This is a genomic window from Bradyrhizobium sp. BR 1432, from assembly GCF_051547705.1.
In the GTDB taxonomy this organism is placed as follows: domain Bacteria; phylum Pseudomonadota; class Alphaproteobacteria; order Rhizobiales; family Xanthobacteraceae; genus Bradyrhizobium; species Bradyrhizobium zhanjiangense.
Genome location: NZ_JBPUGF010000003.1, coordinates 6,582,934 through 6,603,518, shown reverse-complemented (window position 1 = coordinate 6,603,518; position 20,585 = coordinate 6,582,934). Strand labels below are relative to the sequence as shown.

Sequence of the window (20,585 nt, the reverse complement as noted above, 5' to 3'; positions counted from 1 at the left end):
ATGAGGTGGCGGGAGAATGCGACAAATCAGAAATTCTGTAAAGGCGAATATTTTGGCGTGAGCCGATTGACCGAGCCGTGGGGTGTTTTGCACGACGGGCAACACCAAGGCTTGTAGCCCGGATGGAGCGGAAGCGTAATCCGGGATTCGCACCGACCGACACAGCGGCCCCGGATTGCGCTTCGCTCCATCCGGGCTACACGACCGTGTTCCCCCGAAATCCGCCGGGATCATTTCGCGCCGTCGCGGGTTCTCAACGGATTGTTCGGGTTGGAGCCGCCATGACCATCAATGTTGACACGCTGAAAGCATCGCTCGTCCTGTACGGCTTGAACGCGATTTACGCGATGCTTCTGCTCGCGCTCGGCTGGTATCTGTCCGGCGCACTGCAGCGTTTCGTCACGCGCGTATTGAGCGTCACGCACCGCGTCGATCCGCTGGTGACCTTGTTCGTTGCCAGCGTGGCTCGCTATGCCGTGCTCGCGGTGGTCGGCATCGCAGTGCTTCAGCTCTTCGGCATCCAGACCGCGAGCCTCGTTGCCGTGCTGGGCGCGACTTCACTCGCCATCGGCCTTGCGCTTCAAGGCACGCTTTCCAATCTCGCCGCCGGCGTCATGCTGCTGCTGTTCCGTCCCTTCCATATCGGCGATGACGTCGAGGTCGCCGGCAAGGCGGGGAAGGTGAAGTCGTTGTCGCTGTTCATGACCGAGCTGGTCGCGCCCGACAACACGCAGATCCTCTTGCCGAACGGGCAGGTGTGGGGCGCGGCCATCATCAACCACAGCGCCTATCCCGGTACGGGCGAGATCAAGGTGGCGTTTCCGGTCAGGGCAGGGGCGGCCAATGCGTTGGCCGACCAGATCCTGAAGGAGCTGCGCGACGATCCCCGCATCGACGACAGGACCGCGCCTTCGGTCAATGTATCAAAGGTGATTACTGCCGACCCCGCAGCGCCCGTCGTGGAATTGACGGTGAGTGCGAAAGTGAAGCCGTCCGATGCCGATGCCGTCAAGCAGCGGGTGCTCGATCATGCGAGTGCGCTGCTGGCGGCGGCGTGAGAGCGCCTTTAGCCCCGCGGCGAGCGCGGCGGCCTGCGCTTCACCGCATGCCGGCGCGGCGAGCGGGTGACGCGGGGACGAAGGCGGCTTGCGGCTGCGGGACGCGGCTTGGCCTGGGCTTGTGGGCCGCGGGCGAGGTCCATCAACATGCGCAGTGCCTCGACCACGGAGCGGGCACGCACGGCACTGCGGCCGATCGCGCCGAAGCGGTGCTCGCGATGAATGATGCGACCGTCGCGCGCGGCCGCCGCGAAGTGCACGAGGCCGACCGGCTTGCCCGGCGTGGCGCCGCCGGGGCCGGCAATGCCGGTGATGGCGACCGCGAGATCGACATCGGCGCGCTCGAGGGCGCCGATAGCCATCGCGGTTGCGGTCTCCTTGCTGACCGCGCCGAAATTAGTGAGCGTGCTCGCCTCGACCCCGAGCATTGCGCGCTTGGCGTCGTTGGAATAGGTGACGAAGCCGCGGTCGATGACATCAGAGGAGCCGGGGATATCGGTCAGCGCGCCGGCAACGAGGCCGCCGGTGCAGGACTCGGCCGTCGCGATCGTCAGCTTGCGCATCCGGCACAGATCGAGCAGCGAGCGGGAGAGGGCGCGTGCGTCGCTGCCGCCCATGATCTTACACGCTCCAGGGAAGACGAATGGTGGCGCTCGCGGTGGCCGCGATGCCTTCCTCACGGCCGGTGAAACCGAGCCGCTCGCTGGTGGTCGCCTTCACCGCGACGCGCGAAATGTCGACGCCGGAGATCTCGGCGATGCGGGCGCGCATGGTGTCGCGCAACGGGCCGATCTTCGGCCGCTCGCAAATCAGCGTCACCTCGAGATTGGCGACGCGGCCGCCGCGCGCCGTGACGCGCTCGATGGCATATTTCAGGAACTGGTCGGAGGAAGCGCCCTTCCACTTCGCATCGCTCGGCGGAAAGTGCGAGCCGATATCGCCGTCGGCGAGCGCGCCGAGGATGGCGTCGACCAGCGCATGCAGGCCGACATCGCCATCGGAATGGGCGAGGAAGCCCTTGGTGTGAGGCACGCGAACGCCGCAGATCATGACGTGGTCGCCTTCGCCGAAGGCGTGCACGTCATAGCCCGTGCCGGTCCTGATGTCGCCGAGCTGGGCGGCCAGGCGTGCTTCCTCGCGCACGAAATCCTCGGGAGTGGTGAGCTTCATATTGGCAACATCGCCTTCAAAGGTTGCAACCGTCAATCCTGCCCATTCGGCAATGGCGGCATCGTCGGTGAAATCCGAGCGTCCGTCCTTCGCCGCGCGACGATGCGCCTCGAGGATGACGTCGAAACGAAAGGATTGCGGCGTCTGCGCGATTCGCAGACGCGCGCGGTCCGGCGTGTCCTCGATATGACCGCTCTCGCCGGTGAGCTTGATGGTGTCGGTGACGGGGACGACCGGGATCGCAGCGCCAGTGCGGCTCGCCGCCTCGATCGCACGGGAGATCACGCCTGCCGAGACGAAGGGGCGGGCGGCATCGTGGATCAGGACGATATCGGGCTTGTGCTTTGCGAGCGCTTCTAGACCTGCGAGGACCGAGGCCTGACGGGTGGCGCCGCCATTGGTCGGCGGCTCGTGCTTCAGCCCTGCGACCGCGGCCGTGAACATAGCGCTGTCGTCGGGATTCACCACCGGTTGCACCGCAGACACCTCCGGGTGACGGCTGAAGGCTTCCATGGCGCGATAGATCACGGGCACACCGCCGATCTCGCGATATTGCTTCGGCCCGCCGGCGCCGGCGCGCAAGCCCCGACCGGCTGCGACGAGGACGACCGCAGTGCGTTGTGATTTCGCCATAGGACTCAAATACTCAGTTGGTGATGAAGAGTCGGGGAGTGGGGTGATTTGACGGCATGCCTCTAGCACGGCAGGCCCGCAAAAAAAGGGGGTTTCCCCGCTTTGTGGGAAACAGCATTTTGCTGCACTGCACTTGAAAGATCTGCAGAACTGTCTAAACTGTAGGCATGACGCTTGACTGCACAAGAATTGTGCGCAAGATAGATCATGGCAGGCGCGATGAGGCCCTGTCCAGTCAACGAGACCCCCGTGACCGGCTCGGCAGTATCCGGCTCTAAGCCGTTGAAAATAGGCGATATTGATGTCGCCACCCCGGTCTTCCTGGCGCCGATGTCGGGGGTGACTGACTCGCCCGTTCGGCGGCTGGCCGCCGAGCTGGGGGCAGGTCTCGTCGTGTCGGAAATGACCGCCAGCGATGAGCTCGCCAACGGCCACCGGATGTCGCGGTTGCGCTGCGAAGCCACGGGAATCGGCCCACACGTGGTCCAGCTCGCTGGCTGCGAGGCGCATTGGATGGCCGAAGGGGCCCGGATCGCCGAAGCCGAAGGCGCCGACATCATCGACATCAACATGGGCTGCCCGGCCCGCCACGTCACCGGCGGCCAGTCCGGCTCGGCCCTGATGCGCGACCTCAATCACGCCGTCAGCCTGATCGATGCGACGATTGCGGCGGTGAAGGTGCCGGTGACGCTGAAGATGCGGCTCGGCTGGGACGACCGCAGCCACAACGCGCCGGAACTGGCGCGGCGCGCGGAAGCATCAGGCGTCAAGCTCGTCACCGTGCATGGCCGCACCCGCTGCCAGTTCTACAAGGGCGAGGCCGATTGGGATGCGATCCGCACCGTGCGCAAGGCCATCTCCATTCCGCTCGTCGTCAATGGCGACATCACCACGTATGACAAGGCGCTCGCGGCACTGGACGCCTCCGGCGCCGATGCCGTGATGATCGGCCGCGGCGCGCAGGGCCAGCCCTGGCTGCCCGGCCAGATCGGCCGCCGCCTGAGGGGCGGGGCAGAGGAAGCAACGCCGGCGCTCGAGACGCAGCTGCATTATGTCCGCACGCTCTATGAGGGTGTCTGCGCGCTGTACGGCTTGCGCATTGGCCTCAGGCACGCGCGCAAGCATCTCGCCTGGGCGCTCGATATCGCGGCAGATGCGAGCGGCGCTTCAGTCGAGAAGCTGAAGGGGTGGCGTCAGAAGATCCTCACCTCCGAGGATCCGCGCCTGGTCCACCGATCGCTGCGAGACGCCTTCGACGACTTCGCATGGAGCGCTGCTGCATGAACTCAGCCGCCGAACAGCGCCGGCCGTCCGACAGCGACGCGATCCTGGATGCGCTTCCCAATCCCGTGCTGATGATCGGGCCGGACGGCAAGATCGTCGCCGCCAACATCGCGACCGAAGCCTTCTTCGAAATCTCGACGCAGTTCCTGAAGCGGCAGTCGCTGAAGGAACTGGTGCCGTTTGGCAGCCCTTTGCTGGCACTGATCGACCAGGTGCGCTTGTCGAACTCGCCGGTCAACGAATACAAGGTCGATCTCGGCACGCCGCGCATGGGCGGCGACCGCCAGGTCGATCTGCATGTCGCCCCGCTCACTGAGCGGCCGGGCCACATCGTGGTGATGCTCCAGGAGCGCACCATCGCCGACAAGATGGATCGCCAGCTCACCCATCGCAGCGCCGCGCGGTCGGTGATCGCGCTGGCCGCGATGCTGGCGCACGAGATCAAGAACCCGCTGTCCGGCATTCGTGGCGCGGCGCAGCTTCTCGAGCAGCAGGCTTCCTCCGAGGACCGCATGCTGACGCGCCTGATCTGCGACGAGGCCGACCGCATCGTGACGCTGGTCGACCGCATGGAGGTGTTCGGCGACGAGCGCCCCGTGGTGCGCGGCCCGGTCAACATCCACTCGGTGCTCGATCACGTGAAGCGGCTGGCGCAGTCCGGCTTTGCCCGCAACATCCGCTTCATCGAGGATTACGATCCCTCGTTGCCGCCGGTGCTGGCGAACCAGGACCAGCTGATCCAGGTGTTCCTCAATCTCGTGAAGAACGCCGCCGAAGCCCTGATCGACGTGCCCGACGCCGAGATCCAGCTCACCACCGCGTTCCGCCCCGGCGTGCGCCTGTCAGTCCCCGGTCAAAAATCCCGGGTATCCCTGCCGCTTGAATTCTGCGTCAGAGACAACGGACCAGGCGTGCCGGATGACCTTCTGCCCAACCTGTTCGATCCCTTCGTGACCACCAAGCAGACCGGCTCGGGTCTGGGCCTCGCGCTGGTCGCAAAGATCGTCGGCGATCACGGGGGCATCATCGAATGCGAATTCAGCCGCGCAAGACCACCTTCCGCGTGCTGATGCCGATGTATTCCACATCGGTGAAACATGCCGATCAAAGCAGTCGCGCCGACTCTGCCGGGAAGCCGTCGCCTGCATCACAGGGGGCAAAATGAGGATTAGCGATGCCCGCAGGTAGCATTCTCGTAGCTGATGACGATACCGCCATCCGCACCGTTCTCAATCAGGCACTGTCCCGCGCCGGCTACGAAGTGCGGCTGACCGGCAATGCCGCAACGCTGTGGCGTTGGGTCAGCCAGGGGGAGGGCGATCTCGTCATCACCGACGTGGTGATGCCCGACGAGAACGCTTTCGACCTGCTGCCGCGGATCAAGAAGATGCGGCCGAATCTGCCCGTCATCGTCATGAGCGCGCAGAACACGTTCATGACGGCAATCCGTGCCTCCGAGCGCGGCGCCTATGAATATCTGCCAAAGCCCTTCGACCTGAAAGAGCTGATCGCCATCGTCGGCCGCGCACTCGCCGAGCCGAAGGAGCGGGTCTCGACGCCGGACGAGGACGCCGAGATGGAGGCGATCCCGCTAGTCGGCCGCTCGCCGGCGATGCAGGAAATCTATCGCGTGCTGGCGCGTCTGATGCAGACCGACCTCACCGTGATGATCACGGGCGAATCCGGCACCGGCAAGGAGCTGGTGGCGCGCGCGCTGCACGATTACGGCAAGCGCCGCAACGGCCCGTTCGTCGCCGTCAACATGGCCGCGATCCCGCGCGACCTCATCGAATCCGAGCTGTTCGGCCATGAGCGCGGCGCCTTCACCGGCGCCAACACCCGCGCCTCCGGCCGGTTCGAGCAGGCCGAGGGCGGTACGCTGTTCCTCGACGAGATCGGCGACATGCCGATGGAGGCGCAGACCCGTCTCTTACGCGTGCTGCAGCAGGGCGAATACACCACCGTCGGCGGCCGCACCCCGATCAAGACCGACGTGCGCATCGTCGCGGCCTCCAACAAGGATCTGCGCGTCCTGATCCAGCAGGGCCTGTTCCGCGAAGACCTGTTCTTCCGCCTCAACGTCGTGCCGCTGCGGCTGCCGCCGCTGCGCGAGCGCATCGAGGACCTGCCTGATCTGGTGCGGCACTTCTTCACGCTGGCCGAGAAAGATGGCTTGCCGCCGAAGAAGCTGGACGCGCTGGCGCTGGAACGGATGAAGCAACACCGCTGGCCCGGCAACGTGCGCGAGCTCGAAAATCTCGCCCGGCGCCTCGCCGCGCTCTATCCGCAGGACGTGATCACGTCCTCGGTCATCGACGGCGAGCTCGCGCCGCCCTCGGTCAGTCCGGGCGCCGCGGTCCAGCAGGGCGTCGACAATCTCGGCGGCGCGGTGGAGGCTTATCTGTCCTCGCACTTCCAGGGCTTCCCGAACGGCATGCCGCCGCCGGGCCTGTATCACCGCATCCTCAAGGAGATCGAGGTGCCGCTGCTCACGGCTGCACTCGCAGCCACCCGCGGCAACCAGATCCGCGCCGCGGACCTGCTCGGCCTCAACCGCAACACGCTGCGCAAGAAGATCCGGGACCTGGATATCCAGGTGTATCGGAGCGGGGGCTAGGCTTTCAGAACGGACGGTGGCTCAGCTCCCCCACCCAAGGCGGAGCTGAGCCTGTCCGGATCGCGTTGGCCGTTGCGGCTGACGCGGTGGGCAGAAGTCCGGATCGGACCGAAATGTTCCGCTCGCACTTTCAAATTGGTCATTCGGCGGCAACGCGCGGCATCACATCTATCTGACAAGCCGGCCGGATGCCGGCGTCACGCTGGCGACATTGACCGGCGGCGGCTGGAGGCCCAGGCCGTTGACCAGGAGGTCGGCGGCCACGATCAGCAGAAGAACGGCCGAGACCATCGTCGCGAGAAAAAATCTATCCATCCCCGTCAAGCCGGGATGGCGGGAATCCGTTCCCGTCCACCCGCCATGTCTTGTGGATGGGCGCGGCGGTCGCGGCCGAGACGCCGCGGAATTGTCGCAATTTGGCAACAATGTGGTACGAATACATCAGTATCCGCGCGCCCGCGGACCCGTTTTCAGCACCCATTGCCGGAATGATCAGCGCAGATACCTCGGCCGCATCCTTTGACACGGCCCCAGCCGAAGAGCCCAAGCGCTGGTCGCTGCGGCGCTGGCTGGCACCCTTTGCCGTGGCCCTGGCGCTGCTGTCTGCCTTCCTCACGTTCCTGGTTCTGACCGGCCTCACCAAGATCGAGCCGACGCCGGAGGTGGTCCGCTCGTTCTATCTGATCAATGCCGCGACGATCCTGCTCCTGGTCGGGATCATCATCCGGGAACTCTGGCAGCTGATCCTGGCCCGGCGGCGGGGCAGAGCGGCCGCGCGCCTCCATGTCCAGATCGTCAGCCTGTTCTCGATCGTGGCGGTGCTGCCGGCGGTGCTGGTCGCCGTCGTCGCCAACGTCACCATCGAGCGCGGCCTCGACCGGCTGTTCTCGGGCCCGACCAAGGAGGTGATCCAGAATTCGCTGACGATCGCGCGGGCCTACATGCAGGACCATGCGCAGCTGATCCGCGGCGACATTCTCGGCATGGCCAACGACATCGCGCACGCCCGGCCGCTCTACGACCAGGACCGCCGCTCGTTCCGGGAGATGCTGACCGCCAGCGCCGGCTCCCGCAATCTGCCGGGCGCGATGATCATCGACAAGAACACCAACATCCTGGAATCCGCCGACACCGGCATGCGGCTGGCCTATTCGCCGCCCGCGCCGGACTTCCTCAGCAACGTCAACGAGAACGAACCCGAAATCGCGGTGCTACCGGATGCGAGCTTCGTTGCCGCGGTGATCCGCCTGCGTGCCTTCAACGACACCTTCCTCTACGTCGCCCGGCCACTCGATCCGAACGTCGTCGACCAGCTCAAGCAGACCGAGGTCAGCGTCGCCGAATACGCCCAGATCGAGTCGCGCCGGCTCGGCATCCAGGTCGCCTTTGCGCTGATGTTCGCGGTGATCGCACTGACCATCCTGATGGCTTCGGTGCTGATTGGCCTCAACTTCGCCAACTCGCTGGTCTCGCCGATCCGGCGGCTGATGAATGCGGCCCACACGGTCTCGACCGGCGACCTCCATGTTCAGGTGGCCGTGCACCAGTCGGAAGGCGACCTTGCCCAGCTTGGTGAGACCTTCAACAAGATGACGCAGGAATTGCGCAGCCAGCGCGACGAGCTCGTCAACGCCAGCGACCTCATCGACAGCCGCCGCCGCTTCATCGAGGCCGTGCTGTCGTCGGCGAGCGCCGGCATCATCGGCGTCGACGCGTCCGGCAGCGTCGGCATCCTCAACCGCTCCGCCGAGAAGCTGATCGGGCACTCCGAAGCGGAGACGCTCGGCCACCCGCTTTCCGACGTGCTGCCTGAGCTCGACGAGATGATGAAGGCGGCGCGGGAAGGGACCCAGCGCCTGGTGCAGGGCCAGATCACGATCACCCGCGACGGCACCGAGCGCAATCTCTCGGTCCGCGTCAGCGCCGAGAAGACCAGCCAACCGCGCGACAGCTACATCATCACGCTCGACGACATCACCGAACTGGTGTCGGCGCAGCGCACCTCGGCCTGGGGCGACGTGGCGCGCCGCATCGCCCACGAGATCGAAGAATCCGCTGACGCCGATCCAGCTCTCGGCCGAGCGCATCCGCCGCAAGTTCGGCAAGACCATCACCGAGGACAAGGACAAGCAGATCTTCGACCAATGCACCGACACCATCGTGCGCCAGGTCGACGACATCAGGCGCATGGTCGATGAGTTCTCCCGTTTCGCGCGGATGCCGAAACCGGTGATGGAGGGCGAGGACGTCGCCGACACCGTGCGGCAGGCGGTGTTCCTGATGAAAGTCGCCCATCCCGAGATCGACATCGAGGCCGAGTTCAAAGAGGATCCGCTGCGCGCCCAGTTCGACCGGCGACTGATCTCCCAGGCCGTCACCAACATCGTCAAGAACGCCACCGAGGCGATCGAGCAGGTCCCGCCGGAGGAGCTCAGCCAGGAAAACGGAAAAGGCCGCATCGACGTCGTGGTATCGCGCGAAGGTGAGGACGTGCTGATCGACGTGGTCGACAACGGCATCGGCCTGCCCAAGGTCGCGCGCTCGCGGCTGCTCGAGCCCTACGTCACGACGCGCGCCAAGGGCACCGGCTTGGGGCTGGCGATCGTCGGCCGCGTGCTGGAAGACCATGGCGGACGCATCGAGCTGAAGGACGCCTCCGACTTCCGCGAAGGCCAGCGCGGCGCCTGGATGCGGATGCGCTTTGCGATCTCCGGGCAACCCGCGAAGTCCGAGGGAGCCGAGCCGGCGCCCCCGGAAGCAACCAAGCCGGACAACAAGGAAACGGTTGCGGATTCCGTCAAGGAATCCAGGCCGGACTCGGAAACAAAAGAGCCGGCCGCCGAAACCAAAGAGCCGACTGAAAAGACCAATGATTCAACGAAAATCGAAGCCTCAACAGGTAGCTGACAAGGCAGGCGCGACCCATGGCTAGTGAAATTCTGATTGTCGATGACGAGGCCGATATTCGGGATCTCGTTGCGGGCATTCTCGAAGACGAGGGGTTCGTCACAAGGACGGCACGCGACAGCGATACGGCCCTGGCCGAGATCGCCAATCGCAGGCCGCATCTGGTGTTCCTCGACATCTGGCTCCAGGGCTCCAAGCTCGACGGCTTGCAGCTCCTGGAGCAGGTCAAGAAGGACAACGCCGACCTGCCGGTCGTGATGATCTCCGGCCACGGCAACATCGAGACCGCGGTCGCCGCGATCAAGCGCGGCGCCTACGACTTCATCGAGAAGCCGTTCAAGGCCAACCGCCTGATCCTGGTCGCGACCCGAGCGCTGGAGAACTCGCGGCTCAAGCGCGAGGTCAAGGAGCTGAAGCAGCTCGCGCCGAGCGCCAGCCAGCTCGTCGGCCGCTCGCCGAGCATGAACCAGCTGCGCCAGACCATCGAGCGCGCGGCCAAGGCCAACAGCCGCATCCTGATCGTCGGCCCCGCCGGCGCCGGCAAGGAGCTGACGGCGCGCACGCTGCACACGGCCTCGGGCCGCGCCGACGGACCCTTCGTCGTCATCAACGCAGCCGCCATCACGCCCGAGCGGATGGAGCATGAGCTGTTCGGCGTCGAGCAGTCCAACGGCGAACAGCCGCGCAAGCCCGGTGCGCTCGAGGAAGCCCATGGCGGCACGCTGTTCATCGACGAGATCGCGGACATGCCGCGCGAGACCCAGAACAAGATTCTGCGCGTGCTGGTCGAGCAATCGTTCCAGCGCGTCGGCGGCACCGCCAAGGTGCAGGTCGACGTCCGCATCATCTCCTCCACCGCGCGCAATCTCGAAGAGGAGATCGCGGCCGGCCATTTCCGTGAGGACCTCTATCATCGGCTCTCGGTGGTGCCGATCCGCGTGCCCGCGCTGTCGGAGCGGCGCGAGGACATTCCGGAATTGATCGACTACTTCATGGAGCAGATCTCGGCCGGCAGCGGCCTGCCGAAGCGGCAGATCGGGCAGGATGCGATGGCGGTGCTGCAATCGCACGTCTGGCCGGGCAATGTGCGCCAGCTCCGCAACAACGTTGAGAGACTCATGATTCTGGCTGCGGGCGGGCCCGAGGTCATCATCACGGCCGACATGTTGCCGCAGGACGTCGGCTCCATGGTGCCGGCGATGCCGACCAGCAACAATGGCGAGCACATCATGGGCCTGCCGCTGCGCGAAGCGCGCGAAGTATTCGAGCGCGACTATTTGATTGCACAGATCAGCCGTTTCTCAGGAAATATTTCTCGCACGGCCGAGTTTGTTGGCATGGAACGTTCGGCGCTGCATCGGAAGCTGAAGGCGCTCGGTGTCGGCTAAAGCGTTTTCGAGCGAAGTGGGTACCGGTTCGCGTAAAGAAAACGCGTCAAAACAAGATGTCGCGCCGCGACGTTGCGGTGAGACATCAGGGATAAGCGAGGAAAATCATCGATTTCCGTAGTTTTTCGGGGCAAGACGGCGAGGGCTGGCGCGTGAAGCGGCTTGCCTAATAACTCCACCTGTCCTCTAATCGCACAGCTGTTCCTTCCGAGGGGGATCTCATGAGGGACGGCAACCGGGAAAGGCCCCGCATCAACCAAAACAGGGGCGCAACCGGCGCAATAAAAAGAAACTCAAAGCGAGAAAAAAAATGGCGGCAGACCGCGCACAAAACCTACAGGACACCTTCCTTAATCACGTTCGCAAAACCAAGACGCCACTAACGATCTTTCTGGTCAACGGAGTGAAGCTCCAGGGCATCGTGACCTGGTTCGACAATTTCTGTCTGCTGCTTCGGCGCGACGGTCATTCGCAGCTCGTCTACAAGCATGCGATCTCGACCATCATGCCGGGCGCTCCGATCCAGTTGTTCGAAGGCGGCGAGGATCAGCCGGCTTGAGAGTGCTCTGATTGGAACCCCGGAATTTTGACGGGGACGCCGACCGTCCGCGGTCGGCAGGGGCTAAGCAGACGGGGCGGGTGCTGGTCATCGGCCCCTACTTGCGAGTGCGTGCGGGCAGTGCCGACGCGCAATCGGAAGGCCATGCCTTGTCCAACCAAGTCCAGCGCGACGCCGAGGCCCGGCTCGATGAAGCCGTGGGCCTCGCGCGCGCGATCGATCTCGTCATTGCCGATGCCATCATCGCGCCGGTCAGCCAGATCCGCCCTGCCACTTACATCGGCAAGGGCAAGGTCGAGGAGATCGCCGCGCTGGCCAAGAGCCTCGACGTCGAGCTGGTGGTGATGGATTGCGCGCTGGCGCCGATCCAGCAGCGCAATCTCGAGAAGCAGTTGCACGCCAAGGTGCTCGACCGCACCGGGCTCATTCTGGAAATCTTCGGCCGCCGCGCCAAGACCAGGGAAGGCTCGCTTCAGGTCGAGCTCGCCCATCTCAATTACCAGCGCTCGCGCCTGGTGCGCTCATGGACCCATCTGGAGCGCCAGCGCGGCGGTTTCGGATTCATGGGCGGTCCCGGCGAGACGCAGATCGAAGCCGACCGCCGCCTGATCCAGGAGCGCATCTCCAAGCTCGAGGGTGAGCTGAAGAAGGTGCAGGCGACGCGACGATTGCATCGCGCCGGCCGCCAGCGCGTGCCGTATCGCGTCGTCGCGCTGGTCGGCTACACCAATGCCGGCAAGTCGACGCTGTTCAACCGCCTGACCCGCGCCGACGTGCAGGCCGCCGACATGTTGTTCGCGACGCTCGATCCGACCTTGCGCGCGCTCAACCTGCCGCATGGCGGCAAGGCGATGCTGTCCGACACGGTCGGATTCATCTCCAATCTGCCGACACAGCTCGTCGCAGCCTTCCGCGCCACGCTGGAGGAAGTGCTGGAGGCGGACGTCATCCTGCACGTCCGCGACATCTCGCATGACGATGCCGAAGCGCAGCAGAGCGACGTCGACGCGGTGCTGCGCCAGCTCGGCATCAACCCCGACGACCCCGGCCGCATCATTGAGGTCTGGAACAAGATCGACCGTTACGACGCCGAGCAGCGCGAAGAGCTTTTGAACATCGCCGCGCGCCGGCCGGAAGATCATCCGGCGATGCTGGTTTCAGCCGTGTCAGGCGAGGGGGTCGACGCGCTGCTCGCCGCGATCGAGCAGCGGCTCGCAGCAAAACGCACCACGCTCGATCTCTCCATCGACGCTGCCGACGGCGCCGGCATCAGCTGGCTGCACCGGAATGCAGAGGTGCTGGCCAAGGAGCTGCACGACGGCCGCTTCGACATGACCGTGCGGGTCGACGAGACCAAGCGGGATATCGTGGTGTCGCGGTTCGACGCGGTGCCGCATCTGTCCGCCACATAGCAGCCGTCGTCCTGGCGAAAGCCAGGACCCCTAACCACAGGCCAATGCAATTGGCAACCCTGCTTGCTCCAGCGGGCCTCAACAACTTGCATTTGGGGTAATGGGTCCTGGCTTTCGCCAGGACGACACTGAGTTACCGGCGGGCTTCCTTGCGTCCCTCCGACGCCGGCTTCTCCTCGCCCTTAGCCGCATTCCATAGCGCATCCATCTCCGCCAGCGAGGCCTGCTCCAGGGTGCGGCCCTGCGCCTCCAGCGTCCGTTCGATATAGGCAAAGCGCCGCTCGAATTTTGCATTCGTCGCACGCAGCGCGGCCTCCGGGTCAGCGTCGACATGGCGGGCGAGGTTGACGAGTGCGAAAATCAGGTCCCCGGTTTCTTCTGCCAGCTCCTGCTTGTCATTTCGATCCAGCGCGGCTTCGATCTCGTCGGCTTCCTCGCGGATCTTTTGCAGCACCGCGCGCGGGTCGTTCCAGTCGAAGCCGACGGTGGAGGCCTTGCGCTGGAGCTCCATGGCGCGGGTCAAGGCGGGCTGGCCGGCCTTCACGCCCGACAGCAGCGATTTGTGCGCCGGCACTTGCTCCGGCGGCCGGCGCGCGGCGCGCTCGGCTTTCTCCTCGGCCTTGATGCGGTCCCAGACTTCCTTGACGTGAGAGGAGGCGAGATTGCCGTCCTTGTCGGCAAAGACATGAGGATGGCGGCGGATCATCTTGCGGGTGATGGCCTCGACGACGTCGCCAAAAGCGAACGCGTTCTGCTCCTCAGCCATCCGGGCGTGGAACACGACCTGCAACAGGAGGTCGCCGAGCTCCTCGCGCAGATCGTCGAGATCGCCGCGTGTGATCGCATCGACCACCTCATAGGCTTCCTCGATCGTGTAGGGCGCGATGGTCGCAAAATTCTGCTCGAGGTCCCAGGGGCAGCCGGTCACCGGCGTGCGCAGCGCCGCCATGATCTCGATCAGGCGGGAAATGTCGCGGGAAGGGGTCATTGCGGGGCGGTCTCCTGGCTCCAAAGCCTTATGCCAAAAGCGGGCGGCCGTTCCCAGCGGGGCGCGGCGGAACAGGCCGATTTCCACCGATTGGCGGGCGGTCTGCGCAGTGCTAAAGCGCGGGCCATGAGTGACGCATTTTCATCACAGACCGCCTTGGTGCTGTTTTCCGGCGGCCAGGATTCCACCACCTGCCTCGCCTGGGCGCTCAGCCGTTTCGCCCGCGTGGAGACGCTGGGGTTTGACTACGGCCAGCGCCATGCCATTGAGCTCGCCTGTCGCGACCGCCTGTTCGAGGGCATCAAGGGCCTGCGCGCGGATTGGGCCGCAAAGCTCGGCGAGAGCCACACGCTGTCGATCCCGACGCTGGCGGCCGTGTCCGAGACGGCGCTGACGCGCGATGTCGCGATCGCGATGGGCGCCGACGGCCTGCCCAACACCTTCGTGCCCGGTCGTAATCTGGTGTTCCTAACCTTCGCCGCGGCGCTGGCCTACCGGCGCGGCATCACCCACATCGTCGGCGGCATGTGCGAGACCGACTATTCCGGCTATCCCGATTGCCGCGACGAGACCATCCGCGCCATGCAGGCCGCGCTCTCGCTCGGCATGGCGAGATCCTTCGAGCTGCACACGCCGCTGATGTGGATCGACAAGGCGGCGACGTGGAAGCTCGCGCACGACCTCGGCGGCGGCGGGCTTGTCGATCTCATCCGCGAGCAGTCGCACACCTGCTATCTCGGCGAACGCGGCGCGCAGCACGAGTGGGGATACGGTTGCGGGGAGTGCCCGGCGTGCAGCCTGCGGGCGAAGGGGTGGCGGGAGTTCGTAGCGGGTCGCTGAGGCTACAAATTCGGGTCATCACCCGCGAAGGCGGGTGATCCATTGTCCCAGAGACCGTGCTTGAGCCGAGAGGCCGCGGCGTACTGGGTCGCCCCGTCAAGCCGGGCGACGACAGGTGGAGAGAACCCGCGCTCTCTCCAGCCGTCATTGCGAGGAGCCCTTGCGACGAAGCAATCCAGACTGTCCCGGCGGAGGGATTCTGGATTGCTTCGCTGCGCTCGCAATGACGAACTCAGCGAGACCTACCGAAAATCCTCAGGCCTGAGCTCGATCGGCTTGCCATGCGGCGTGCGGTCGGCGGCGTGGTCCCAGGCGTCGCGGTAGCGGTGCAGCGTCTGCGTCGAGGCGACGCCCTTGCGTGCGACGAGGCCTTCCAGCGTGGCGAGCCAATGCAGGTAGTAGGTCTCGCCCGTATCCGGATCGCCGGCGGCCTGTGCACGCTTGATCTCCTCGGCGAGCGCGGCGGCCCATTCCGGCCAGGTGAACACGCCGCGTTCGTGCAGGCTCAACGCCATCGCAAACGCATGGGCCTCCCAGGGCGCACGGAACACCGGTCCGTCGTCATCGCGGGGAATGCTCGGGATGGCCGCAGTGGCGGCGGCCGCAAGCGGGCTGCTCATCACGCCGGGTCCAGATAGGGCTCGAACGCGTCGATGGAGACCTTCGAGGTCGGATCGCCATCTGCGCCCCAGAGATCGCGCCCCTCGAACACGACCGTGTAGAGCCATTGCGGATTTTCGCCTTGCTCCATCGCAGCCGAATCCGGAAACACGTGGCAGCCATGGTTGAGCTCGACGACGCCGACATGGCCGCGCACATAGCGCGGCAGCCGCGTATGCGTCGCCGGATGAATGTTCTTGGCGCGCACCCGGTCACCGATCGCAAATTTCGCAGGGGCCGGGGCAGGGCGGGCGAACTTGCCGCGCACCATCACGCGCTCGACATTGGCGAGATCGAACTTGCCGTGCTTGAGCGCCTTTGCGGGCTGCATCGCGTGGCCGGCGGCAACCTCCTCCCGTGTGAGATAGCCCTTCTCGATCAGCATCTCCTCGAGACCGAGGAACCACTTCTTGTAATAGGAACTCGAGAGATAGACATGCGGCGGGATCGTTTCGCGATAGAAGCGCGAGGTGTCGATGTTGAAGGCGCCGGCCGCCCCCATCGCACGCACCATGGCGAGGACACGCGCTTCCCAATCAGCGTGGAACATCGGCTCGTTCGGCTCGGGCTCGACCTTGCCGAACCCATCCATGCCGCCCATGTCGTGCACGCCGTTCATGACGGCGCTCCCGGCGTCTTGGGAAAGCCGGTGCCGATCATGGAGTCGCGGGTGACGAGTTCAGCGAGTTGGTCCTCGCTCCAGCCCTCCGTGCCTTTGGGGCGGATCGGCAGAACCAGAAAGCGCGTCTCCGCAGTGGAATCCCACACTCTTATTTCCATGTCCTTGGGCAGCGTGACGCCGAAATCGGCGAGCACGCCGCGTGGATCCTTGACCGCACGCGAGCGGTAGGGTGCGGCCTTGTACCAGACCGGCGGCAGCCCGAGCATTTCCCAGGGGTAGCAGGAGCACAGCGTGCACACGACCATGTTGTGGCGCTCAGGTGTGTTCTCGATCACGACGAGATGATCGCCGACGCGGCTGACATGGCCGAGCGTGCCGATGGCCTTGCTGCCGTCCTCCAGCAGCGCCTTCTTGAACGCCGGATCGGTCCAGGCCTTGGCGACGACGCGCGCGCCATTATGCGGGCCGATCTTGGTCTCATAGGCCTGAATGATGGCATCGAGCGCGGCCGGCTCGACATAGCCTTTTTCGGTCAGGATCGTCTCGAGCGCGCGCACGCGCAGCTCGGTCTCCGACAGCTCGGAATGGTCGTCGTGGTGGTGGTCATGATCGTGGCTCATGGGACAAAGGATAGGCGCAATGGTCCGTTTCTGTCGAGCGTTCGTTGCAGTGCAATCCGGCCACGTGTTCGTGACGCCTTTGCGCGCTGGCATCGCCGGTGACATGACGAAAACCGCTTTCAATCCGGCCCTGGACAGCCATTGATATCGTCGTGGACAGTCCGTATACGCCGCGCTGGGACAAAAGCGGGTCCGGTCAACGGGCCGCACGGCGCGACGACAATCGAGGGGGAAGGCCCATGACCGCTAGCTCACAGGCGTCTGAGGCGAACGGGTTTCGCTGGAAGCTGATCGCGCCCCTCGTGGTGTGGCTGGCGATCTATCTGTGGCCGGTGCCGTCGGGGCTCAATGTCAATCAGTGGCACTATTTTGCCGTGTTCGCGGCGGTCATCACAGGGCTCATCCTGGAATCGATGCCGGTCGGTGCAGTCGGGTTCATCGGTCTCACGGTCGCGGGCGTCGCCGGCTATATCGATGCCGATCCCACGAAATCGCTGCGCTGGATGCTGGCGGGATTTGCCGAGAGCACGGTGTGGCTGATCGTCGGCGCCTTCGTGTTCTCGATCGGCTACCGCAAGAGCCAGCTCGGCCGGCGCATTGCGCTGGTGCTGGTGCAGCGACTCGGCCGCAACACGCTTGGTCTCGGCTATGCGGTCGCGATGTCGGACCTCCTGCTCGCGCCGGCGACCCCCTCGAACACCGCGCGCAGCGGCGGCATCGTCTATCCCATCATCAGCAACATCCCGCGCATCTATGGCTCCGAGCCGGGACCGACCGCCGGCAGGATCGGCACCTATGTGATGTGGACCGCCTTTGCGGCGACCGCGATCACGAGCTCGCTGTTCTTCACCGCGCTCGCACCCAACGCGGCGGCGCTTGCGATCGCCAAGAAGACAGTCGGGATCGAGGTGAGCTGGGGCCAGTGGTTCGTCGGCTTTGCGCCGCTCGGAATCCTGCTGATGGTGCTCGTTCCGCTGCTGAGCTATCTGGTGTGCCGTCCCGAGGTGAAGCGCAGCCCGGAAATCTCGGAATGGGCGGCGAAGGAGCTCAGCGCGATGGGCCCGATGTCGCGCAACGAATGGATCATGCTCGGCCTGATCGTGCTCGCGATGTTCCTGTGGATCGCGGGCTCGAGCCCGGACATCCACGTCCCCGTGCTCGGCTCGAACTTCGTCAACGCCACCACCGTCGTGTTCATCGTGATCTCCTTGATGCTGGTGACGGGCGTGATCGAGTTTGCCGACATCGTCGGCGAGAAGAGCGCCTGGGAAGTGTTCTTCTATTTCACCTCGCTGCTGACCCTGGCCTCGGGCCTCAACGAAATCGGCTTCATCAAATGGTTCGCGGCCGAATACGCCAAGCCGCTCGCGGGGCTGTCGCCATCGACCGCGATGCTGCTGCTGGTCGCGCTGTTCTTCTGGATCCACTATTTCTTCTCGAGCATCACCTCGCATGCGGCCGCGGTGCTGCCGGTGGTGCTGGCGGTCGGATCCGGCATCACTGATCTGCCAGTCACGACGCTCGCCATGCTCTGCATGTATTCGCTCGGCCTGATGGGCGTGATCTCGCCTTACGCGACGGGACCTGCGCCGATGTATTTCGGCAGCGGTTACATCGGCAAAGGCCAGTTCTGGGGCTTTGGCCTGATCTTTGGGCTGCTCTATTTCGCCGGCCTCCTGCTGATTGTGCTGCCCTGGTTGCAGGTCCACTGAGCCGCGCCGGAGGCTCTTGGCCTGGCAGATGAATTTTCTCCCCGAGGGGCGGGATTTGGAAAACTTCATCCAACTCCCGCAGATATCTGACATTGCAAGACGGACCTGAAAGGGCGATGGTGCGTGCTGCGGTGCAGCGCGCTTTCCGAGCCCTCATCGCGGTTCCAATCCCGTCGCATGATTGCGACCAGGCTTCCCCGTGGATTTTGCGGGCAAGCGAACCATTGTGCATGAAGGCCACCACCATGAACGCCCACCAATCGCTTGCGATCGGACAGCCGATCCAGACGCCTGAAGCGATTTCGCCCGCCGCGACCGAGCCGGACGCGATGGTCCGTTTCGCCGGCATCTCAAAGACCTATCCGGCCTATCGCGGCAAGCCCGGCGTCAAAGCGCTGCAAGACATCGACTTCGCGATTCCACGCGGTTCCATCACCGGCGTGATCGGTCGCTCCGGCGCCGGCAAGTCGAGCCTGGTCCGGCTAATCAACGGGCTGGAGAAGCCAACCACGGGCCGCGTCATCGTCGATAACAGAGACATCTCGGCGCTCGCAGGGCGCGAATTGCGGCTGGCGCAGCGCTCGATCGGCATGATCTTCCAACACTTCAACCTGCTGTCGTCGCGCACGGCGGCCGACAACATCGCGCTGCCGCTCGAGATCGCCGGCTGGGCCAAGGCCGACATCAAGATCCGTGTCGCCGAGCTGCTCGCGCTGGTCGGCATCGCCGACAAGCACGACCGCTATCCTTCGGAACTCTCCGGCGGCCAGAAGCAGCGCGTCGGCATCGCGCGGGCGCTCGCCACGCGGCCGAGCGTGCTGCTGTCGGACGAGGCGACCTCCGCGCTCGATCCGCAGACCACGCGCGCGATCCTCGATCTGCTTGCGAGCATCAACTGCGAGCTCGGGGTGACCATCGTGCTGATCACCCACGAAATGTCGGTGGTGCGTCAGCTCGCGAAGGAGGTCGTGGTGCTCGATGCCGGCCGCGTGGTCGAGAGCGGCCATGTCGCCGACATCTTCACCCATCCCAGGAACCCGATCACGCAGTCCTTCCTGGCGGAGGTGATCGGCGACAGCCTGCCGGTGTCGCTGGCGAGCCGCATTGTTTCGGAGCCGGTCGCGGGTGGACAGGCCGTAATCCGCGTCCAGGTCCGCGGCGCCGGCGCCGGCGATACGCTGGTGGCGCGGCTTGCCCGTGAGCTCGGCTTCGACGTCGCGCTGCTCTCGGCGCGCATCGACGAGATCAGCGGCCAGCAAGTCGGCTCGCTCGTTCTCGGCATTCCTTTTGACATCTCTGGCGGAGAGGACGCGGCGACGCGGACGCTCGCCTGGTTGTCTCAATATCAATTCCCGGCGGAGCGCATCGGCCATGTCGCCTGAACTCATCAACCTGATCGCCCAGGCCACGGGCGAAACCCTGTTCATGGTCGGCATCGCGGCGCTGCTCGGCACCGTCTTCGGTCTGCCGCTCGGCGTCTTTCTTGCGACCAGCCGGAAGGGGGAGCTGTTCGCGGCACCTGCCGTCAACGGCGTGCTCGGCGTCATCGTCAACGCGACGCGGTCTACGCCCTTCATCATCCTCGTCGTCGCCATCATCCCGTTCACGCGCCTCGTCGCCGGCACCTCGATCGGATCGACCGCGGCGATCGTGCCGTTGACCATCGCTTCGACGCCGTTCATCGCACGCCTCGTCGAAGCCGCGATCCGCGAGGTCGATGGCGGCCTCATTGAAACGGCATCCTCGTTCGGGGCCTCGCCGATCCAGATCGTGCTCAAGGTGCTGATCCCCGAGGCGCTGCCGGGCCTGGTGCTGGCACTGACGCTCGCGGTGGTCAGCCTGCTCGGCTATTCCGCCATGGTCGGCGCCGTCGGCGGCGGAGGCCTCGGCGATCTTGGCATCCGCTACGGCTATCAGCGCTTCATGCCGGAAATGATGCTGGCCGTCGTCGTCGTGCTGATCGCGCTGGTGCAGCTCGTGCAGAGCGCGGGCGATTATCTGGCGCGTCGCGTCAACCGCCGGCTGCGGCACCGCTGATATCGTTTCCAGATGTTGCGGACGGGCAAATTCTCGTTCGTCTGGAAACATTCCAAAATCGAAACGTGACTGGGCGCT

Annotated in this window: 17 protein-coding genes and 2 pseudogenes; 12 read left to right on the top strand and 7 right to left on the bottom strand. The window is 65.1% G+C overall.

Going from position 1 to position 20,585, the window contains the following annotated elements:
- Positions 1-281: 281 nt before the first annotated feature.
- Positions 282-1,058, top strand: coding sequence for a mechanosensitive ion channel family protein (locus ACSKB8_RS32055; protein WP_438108412.1), 777 nt, complete (start codon positions 282-284; stop codon positions 1,056-1,058).
- 8 nt (positions 1,059-1,066) lie between these two features.
- On the opposite strand, the gene ACSKB8_RS32050 is transcribed toward ACSKB8_RS32055, so the two are convergent.
- A complete protein-coding gene (locus tag ACSKB8_RS32050) occupies positions 1,067-1,675 on the bottom strand; it encodes a CinA family protein (protein WP_128933917.1) in 609 nt (202 codons plus the stop codon).
- Between the two features lie 4 nt (positions 1,676-1,679).
- Positions 1,680-2,861: a bifunctional 2-C-methyl-D-erythritol 4-phosphate cytidylyltransferase/2-C-methyl-D-erythritol 2,4-cyclodiphosphate synthase gene (locus ACSKB8_RS32045; RefSeq protein ID WP_438108410.1), complete on the bottom strand. Its 1,182-nt coding sequence runs from the start codon at positions 2,859-2,861 to the stop codon at positions 1,680-1,682.
- Between the two features lie 282 nt (positions 2,862-3,143).
- On the opposite strand from ACSKB8_RS32045, the gene dusB reads away from it, so the two are divergent.
- The 3 genes and pseudogenes from dusB to ntrC all read left to right on the top strand — a co-directional run bounded on the left by dusB (position 3,144) and on the right by ntrC (position 6,762).
- Complete coding sequence (dusB, locus tag ACSKB8_RS32040) at positions 3,144-4,145, top strand: tRNA dihydrouridine synthase DusB (protein ID WP_438110774.1); 1,002 nt, start codon at positions 3,144-3,146, stop codon at positions 4,143-4,145.
- Positions 4,142-5,310 (top strand): annotated as a pseudogene (locus ACSKB8_RS32035) (two-component system sensor histidine kinase NtrB). Before dusB ends, ACSKB8_RS32035 begins: the two are co-directional and overlap by 4 nt.
- Positions 5,311-5,319: 9 nt before the next feature.
- On the top strand, positions 5,320-6,762 hold the full coding sequence (gene ntrC, locus ACSKB8_RS32030; protein ID WP_091895433.1) for a nitrogen regulation protein NR(I): 1,443 nt from the start codon (positions 5,320-5,322) through the stop codon (positions 6,760-6,762).
- A gap of 168 nt (positions 6,763-6,930) precedes the next feature.
- Here ntrC and ACSKB8_RS32025 read toward each other — a convergent pair whose 3' ends face one another.
- Positions 6,931-7,077 (bottom strand): hypothetical protein, encoded by a 147-nt coding sequence (locus ACSKB8_RS32025; RefSeq protein ID WP_438108408.1) that lies wholly within the window; start codon positions 7,075-7,077, stop codon positions 6,931-6,933.
- Between the two features lie 173 nt (positions 7,078-7,250).
- On the opposite strand from ACSKB8_RS32025, the pseudogene ACSKB8_RS32020 reads away from it, so the two are divergent.
- The 4 genes and pseudogenes from ACSKB8_RS32020 (at position 7,251) to hflX (ending at position 13,028) form a co-directional block, all read left to right on the top strand.
- A pseudogene (locus ACSKB8_RS32020) lies at positions 7,251-9,669 on the top strand (ATP-binding protein).
- A gap of 17 nt (positions 9,670-9,686) precedes the next feature.
- Complete coding sequence (gene ntrX / locus ACSKB8_RS32015) at positions 9,687-11,057, top strand: nitrogen assimilation response regulator NtrX (RefSeq protein WP_438108406.1); 1,371 nt, start codon at positions 9,687-9,689, stop codon at positions 11,055-11,057.
- 310 nt (positions 11,058-11,367) lie between these two features.
- Complete coding sequence (gene hfq / locus ACSKB8_RS32010) at positions 11,368-11,616, top strand: RNA chaperone Hfq (RefSeq protein ID WP_007591126.1); 249 nt, start codon at positions 11,368-11,370, stop codon at positions 11,614-11,616.
- Between the two features lie 11 nt (positions 11,617-11,627).
- A complete protein-coding gene (hflX, locus tag ACSKB8_RS32005; RefSeq protein WP_370987341.1) occupies positions 11,628-13,028 on the top strand; it encodes a GTPase HflX in 1,401 nt (466 codons plus the stop codon).
- Positions 13,029-13,161: 133 nt separating this feature from the next.
- Here hflX and mazG read toward each other — a convergent pair whose 3' ends face one another.
- Entirely contained in the window at positions 13,162-14,016 is an 855-nt protein-coding gene (gene mazG / locus ACSKB8_RS32000) for a nucleoside triphosphate pyrophosphohydrolase (protein WP_370987340.1), read from the bottom strand.
- 126 nt (positions 14,017-14,142) lie between these two features.
- Between mazG and queC the strand changes: the two genes are divergently transcribed.
- The gene (queC, locus tag ACSKB8_RS31995) at positions 14,143-14,856 is read left to right on the top strand and encodes a 7-cyano-7-deazaguanine synthase QueC (RefSeq protein ID WP_438108400.1); all 714 of its coding nucleotides are present in this window, start codon (positions 14,143-14,145) and stop codon (positions 14,854-14,856) included.
- A 242-nt stretch (positions 14,857-15,098) separates the two neighbouring features.
- On the opposite strand, the gene ACSKB8_RS31990 is transcribed toward queC, so the two are convergent.
- From ACSKB8_RS31990 to nthA, 3 genes are read right to left on the bottom strand one after another with little or no spacing between them, the layout of a single operon-like run.
- Positions 15,099-15,476, bottom strand: a complete 378-nt coding sequence (locus tag ACSKB8_RS31990; RefSeq protein WP_370987338.1) for a nitrile hydratase accessory protein — start codon at positions 15,474-15,476, stop codon at positions 15,099-15,101.
- Complete coding sequence (nthB, locus tag ACSKB8_RS31985; protein ID WP_438108398.1) at positions 15,476-16,135, bottom strand: nitrile hydratase subunit beta; 660 nt, start codon at positions 16,133-16,135, stop codon at positions 15,476-15,478. The genes ACSKB8_RS31990 and nthB overlap by 1 nt, the downstream gene beginning before the upstream one ends.
- Positions 16,132-16,758, bottom strand: a complete 627-nt coding sequence (gene nthA / locus ACSKB8_RS31980; RefSeq protein ID WP_438108397.1) for a nitrile hydratase subunit alpha — start codon at positions 16,756-16,758, stop codon at positions 16,132-16,134. The genes nthB and nthA overlap by 4 nt, the downstream gene beginning before the upstream one ends.
- A 239-nt stretch (positions 16,759-16,997) precedes the next feature.
- Here nthA and ACSKB8_RS31975 point away from each other — a divergent pair, with 239 nt between their 5' ends.
- The 3 genes from ACSKB8_RS31975 (at position 16,998) to ACSKB8_RS31965 (ending at position 20,507) form a co-directional block, all read left to right on the top strand.
- A complete protein-coding gene (locus ACSKB8_RS31975) occupies positions 16,998-18,470 on the top strand; it encodes a DASS family sodium-coupled anion symporter (protein ID WP_438108395.1) in 1,473 nt (490 codons plus the stop codon).
- Positions 18,471-18,700: 230 nt separating this feature from the next.
- Complete coding sequence (locus ACSKB8_RS31970) at positions 18,701-19,852, top strand: methionine ABC transporter ATP-binding protein (protein ID WP_438108393.1); 1,152 nt, start codon at positions 18,701-18,703, stop codon at positions 19,850-19,852.
- Complete coding sequence (locus tag ACSKB8_RS31965; protein WP_438108391.1) at positions 19,842-20,507, top strand: methionine ABC transporter permease; 666 nt, start codon at positions 19,842-19,844, stop codon at positions 20,505-20,507. The genes ACSKB8_RS31970 and ACSKB8_RS31965 overlap by 11 nt, the downstream gene beginning before the upstream one ends.
- Positions 20,508-20,585: the final 78 nt, after the last annotated feature.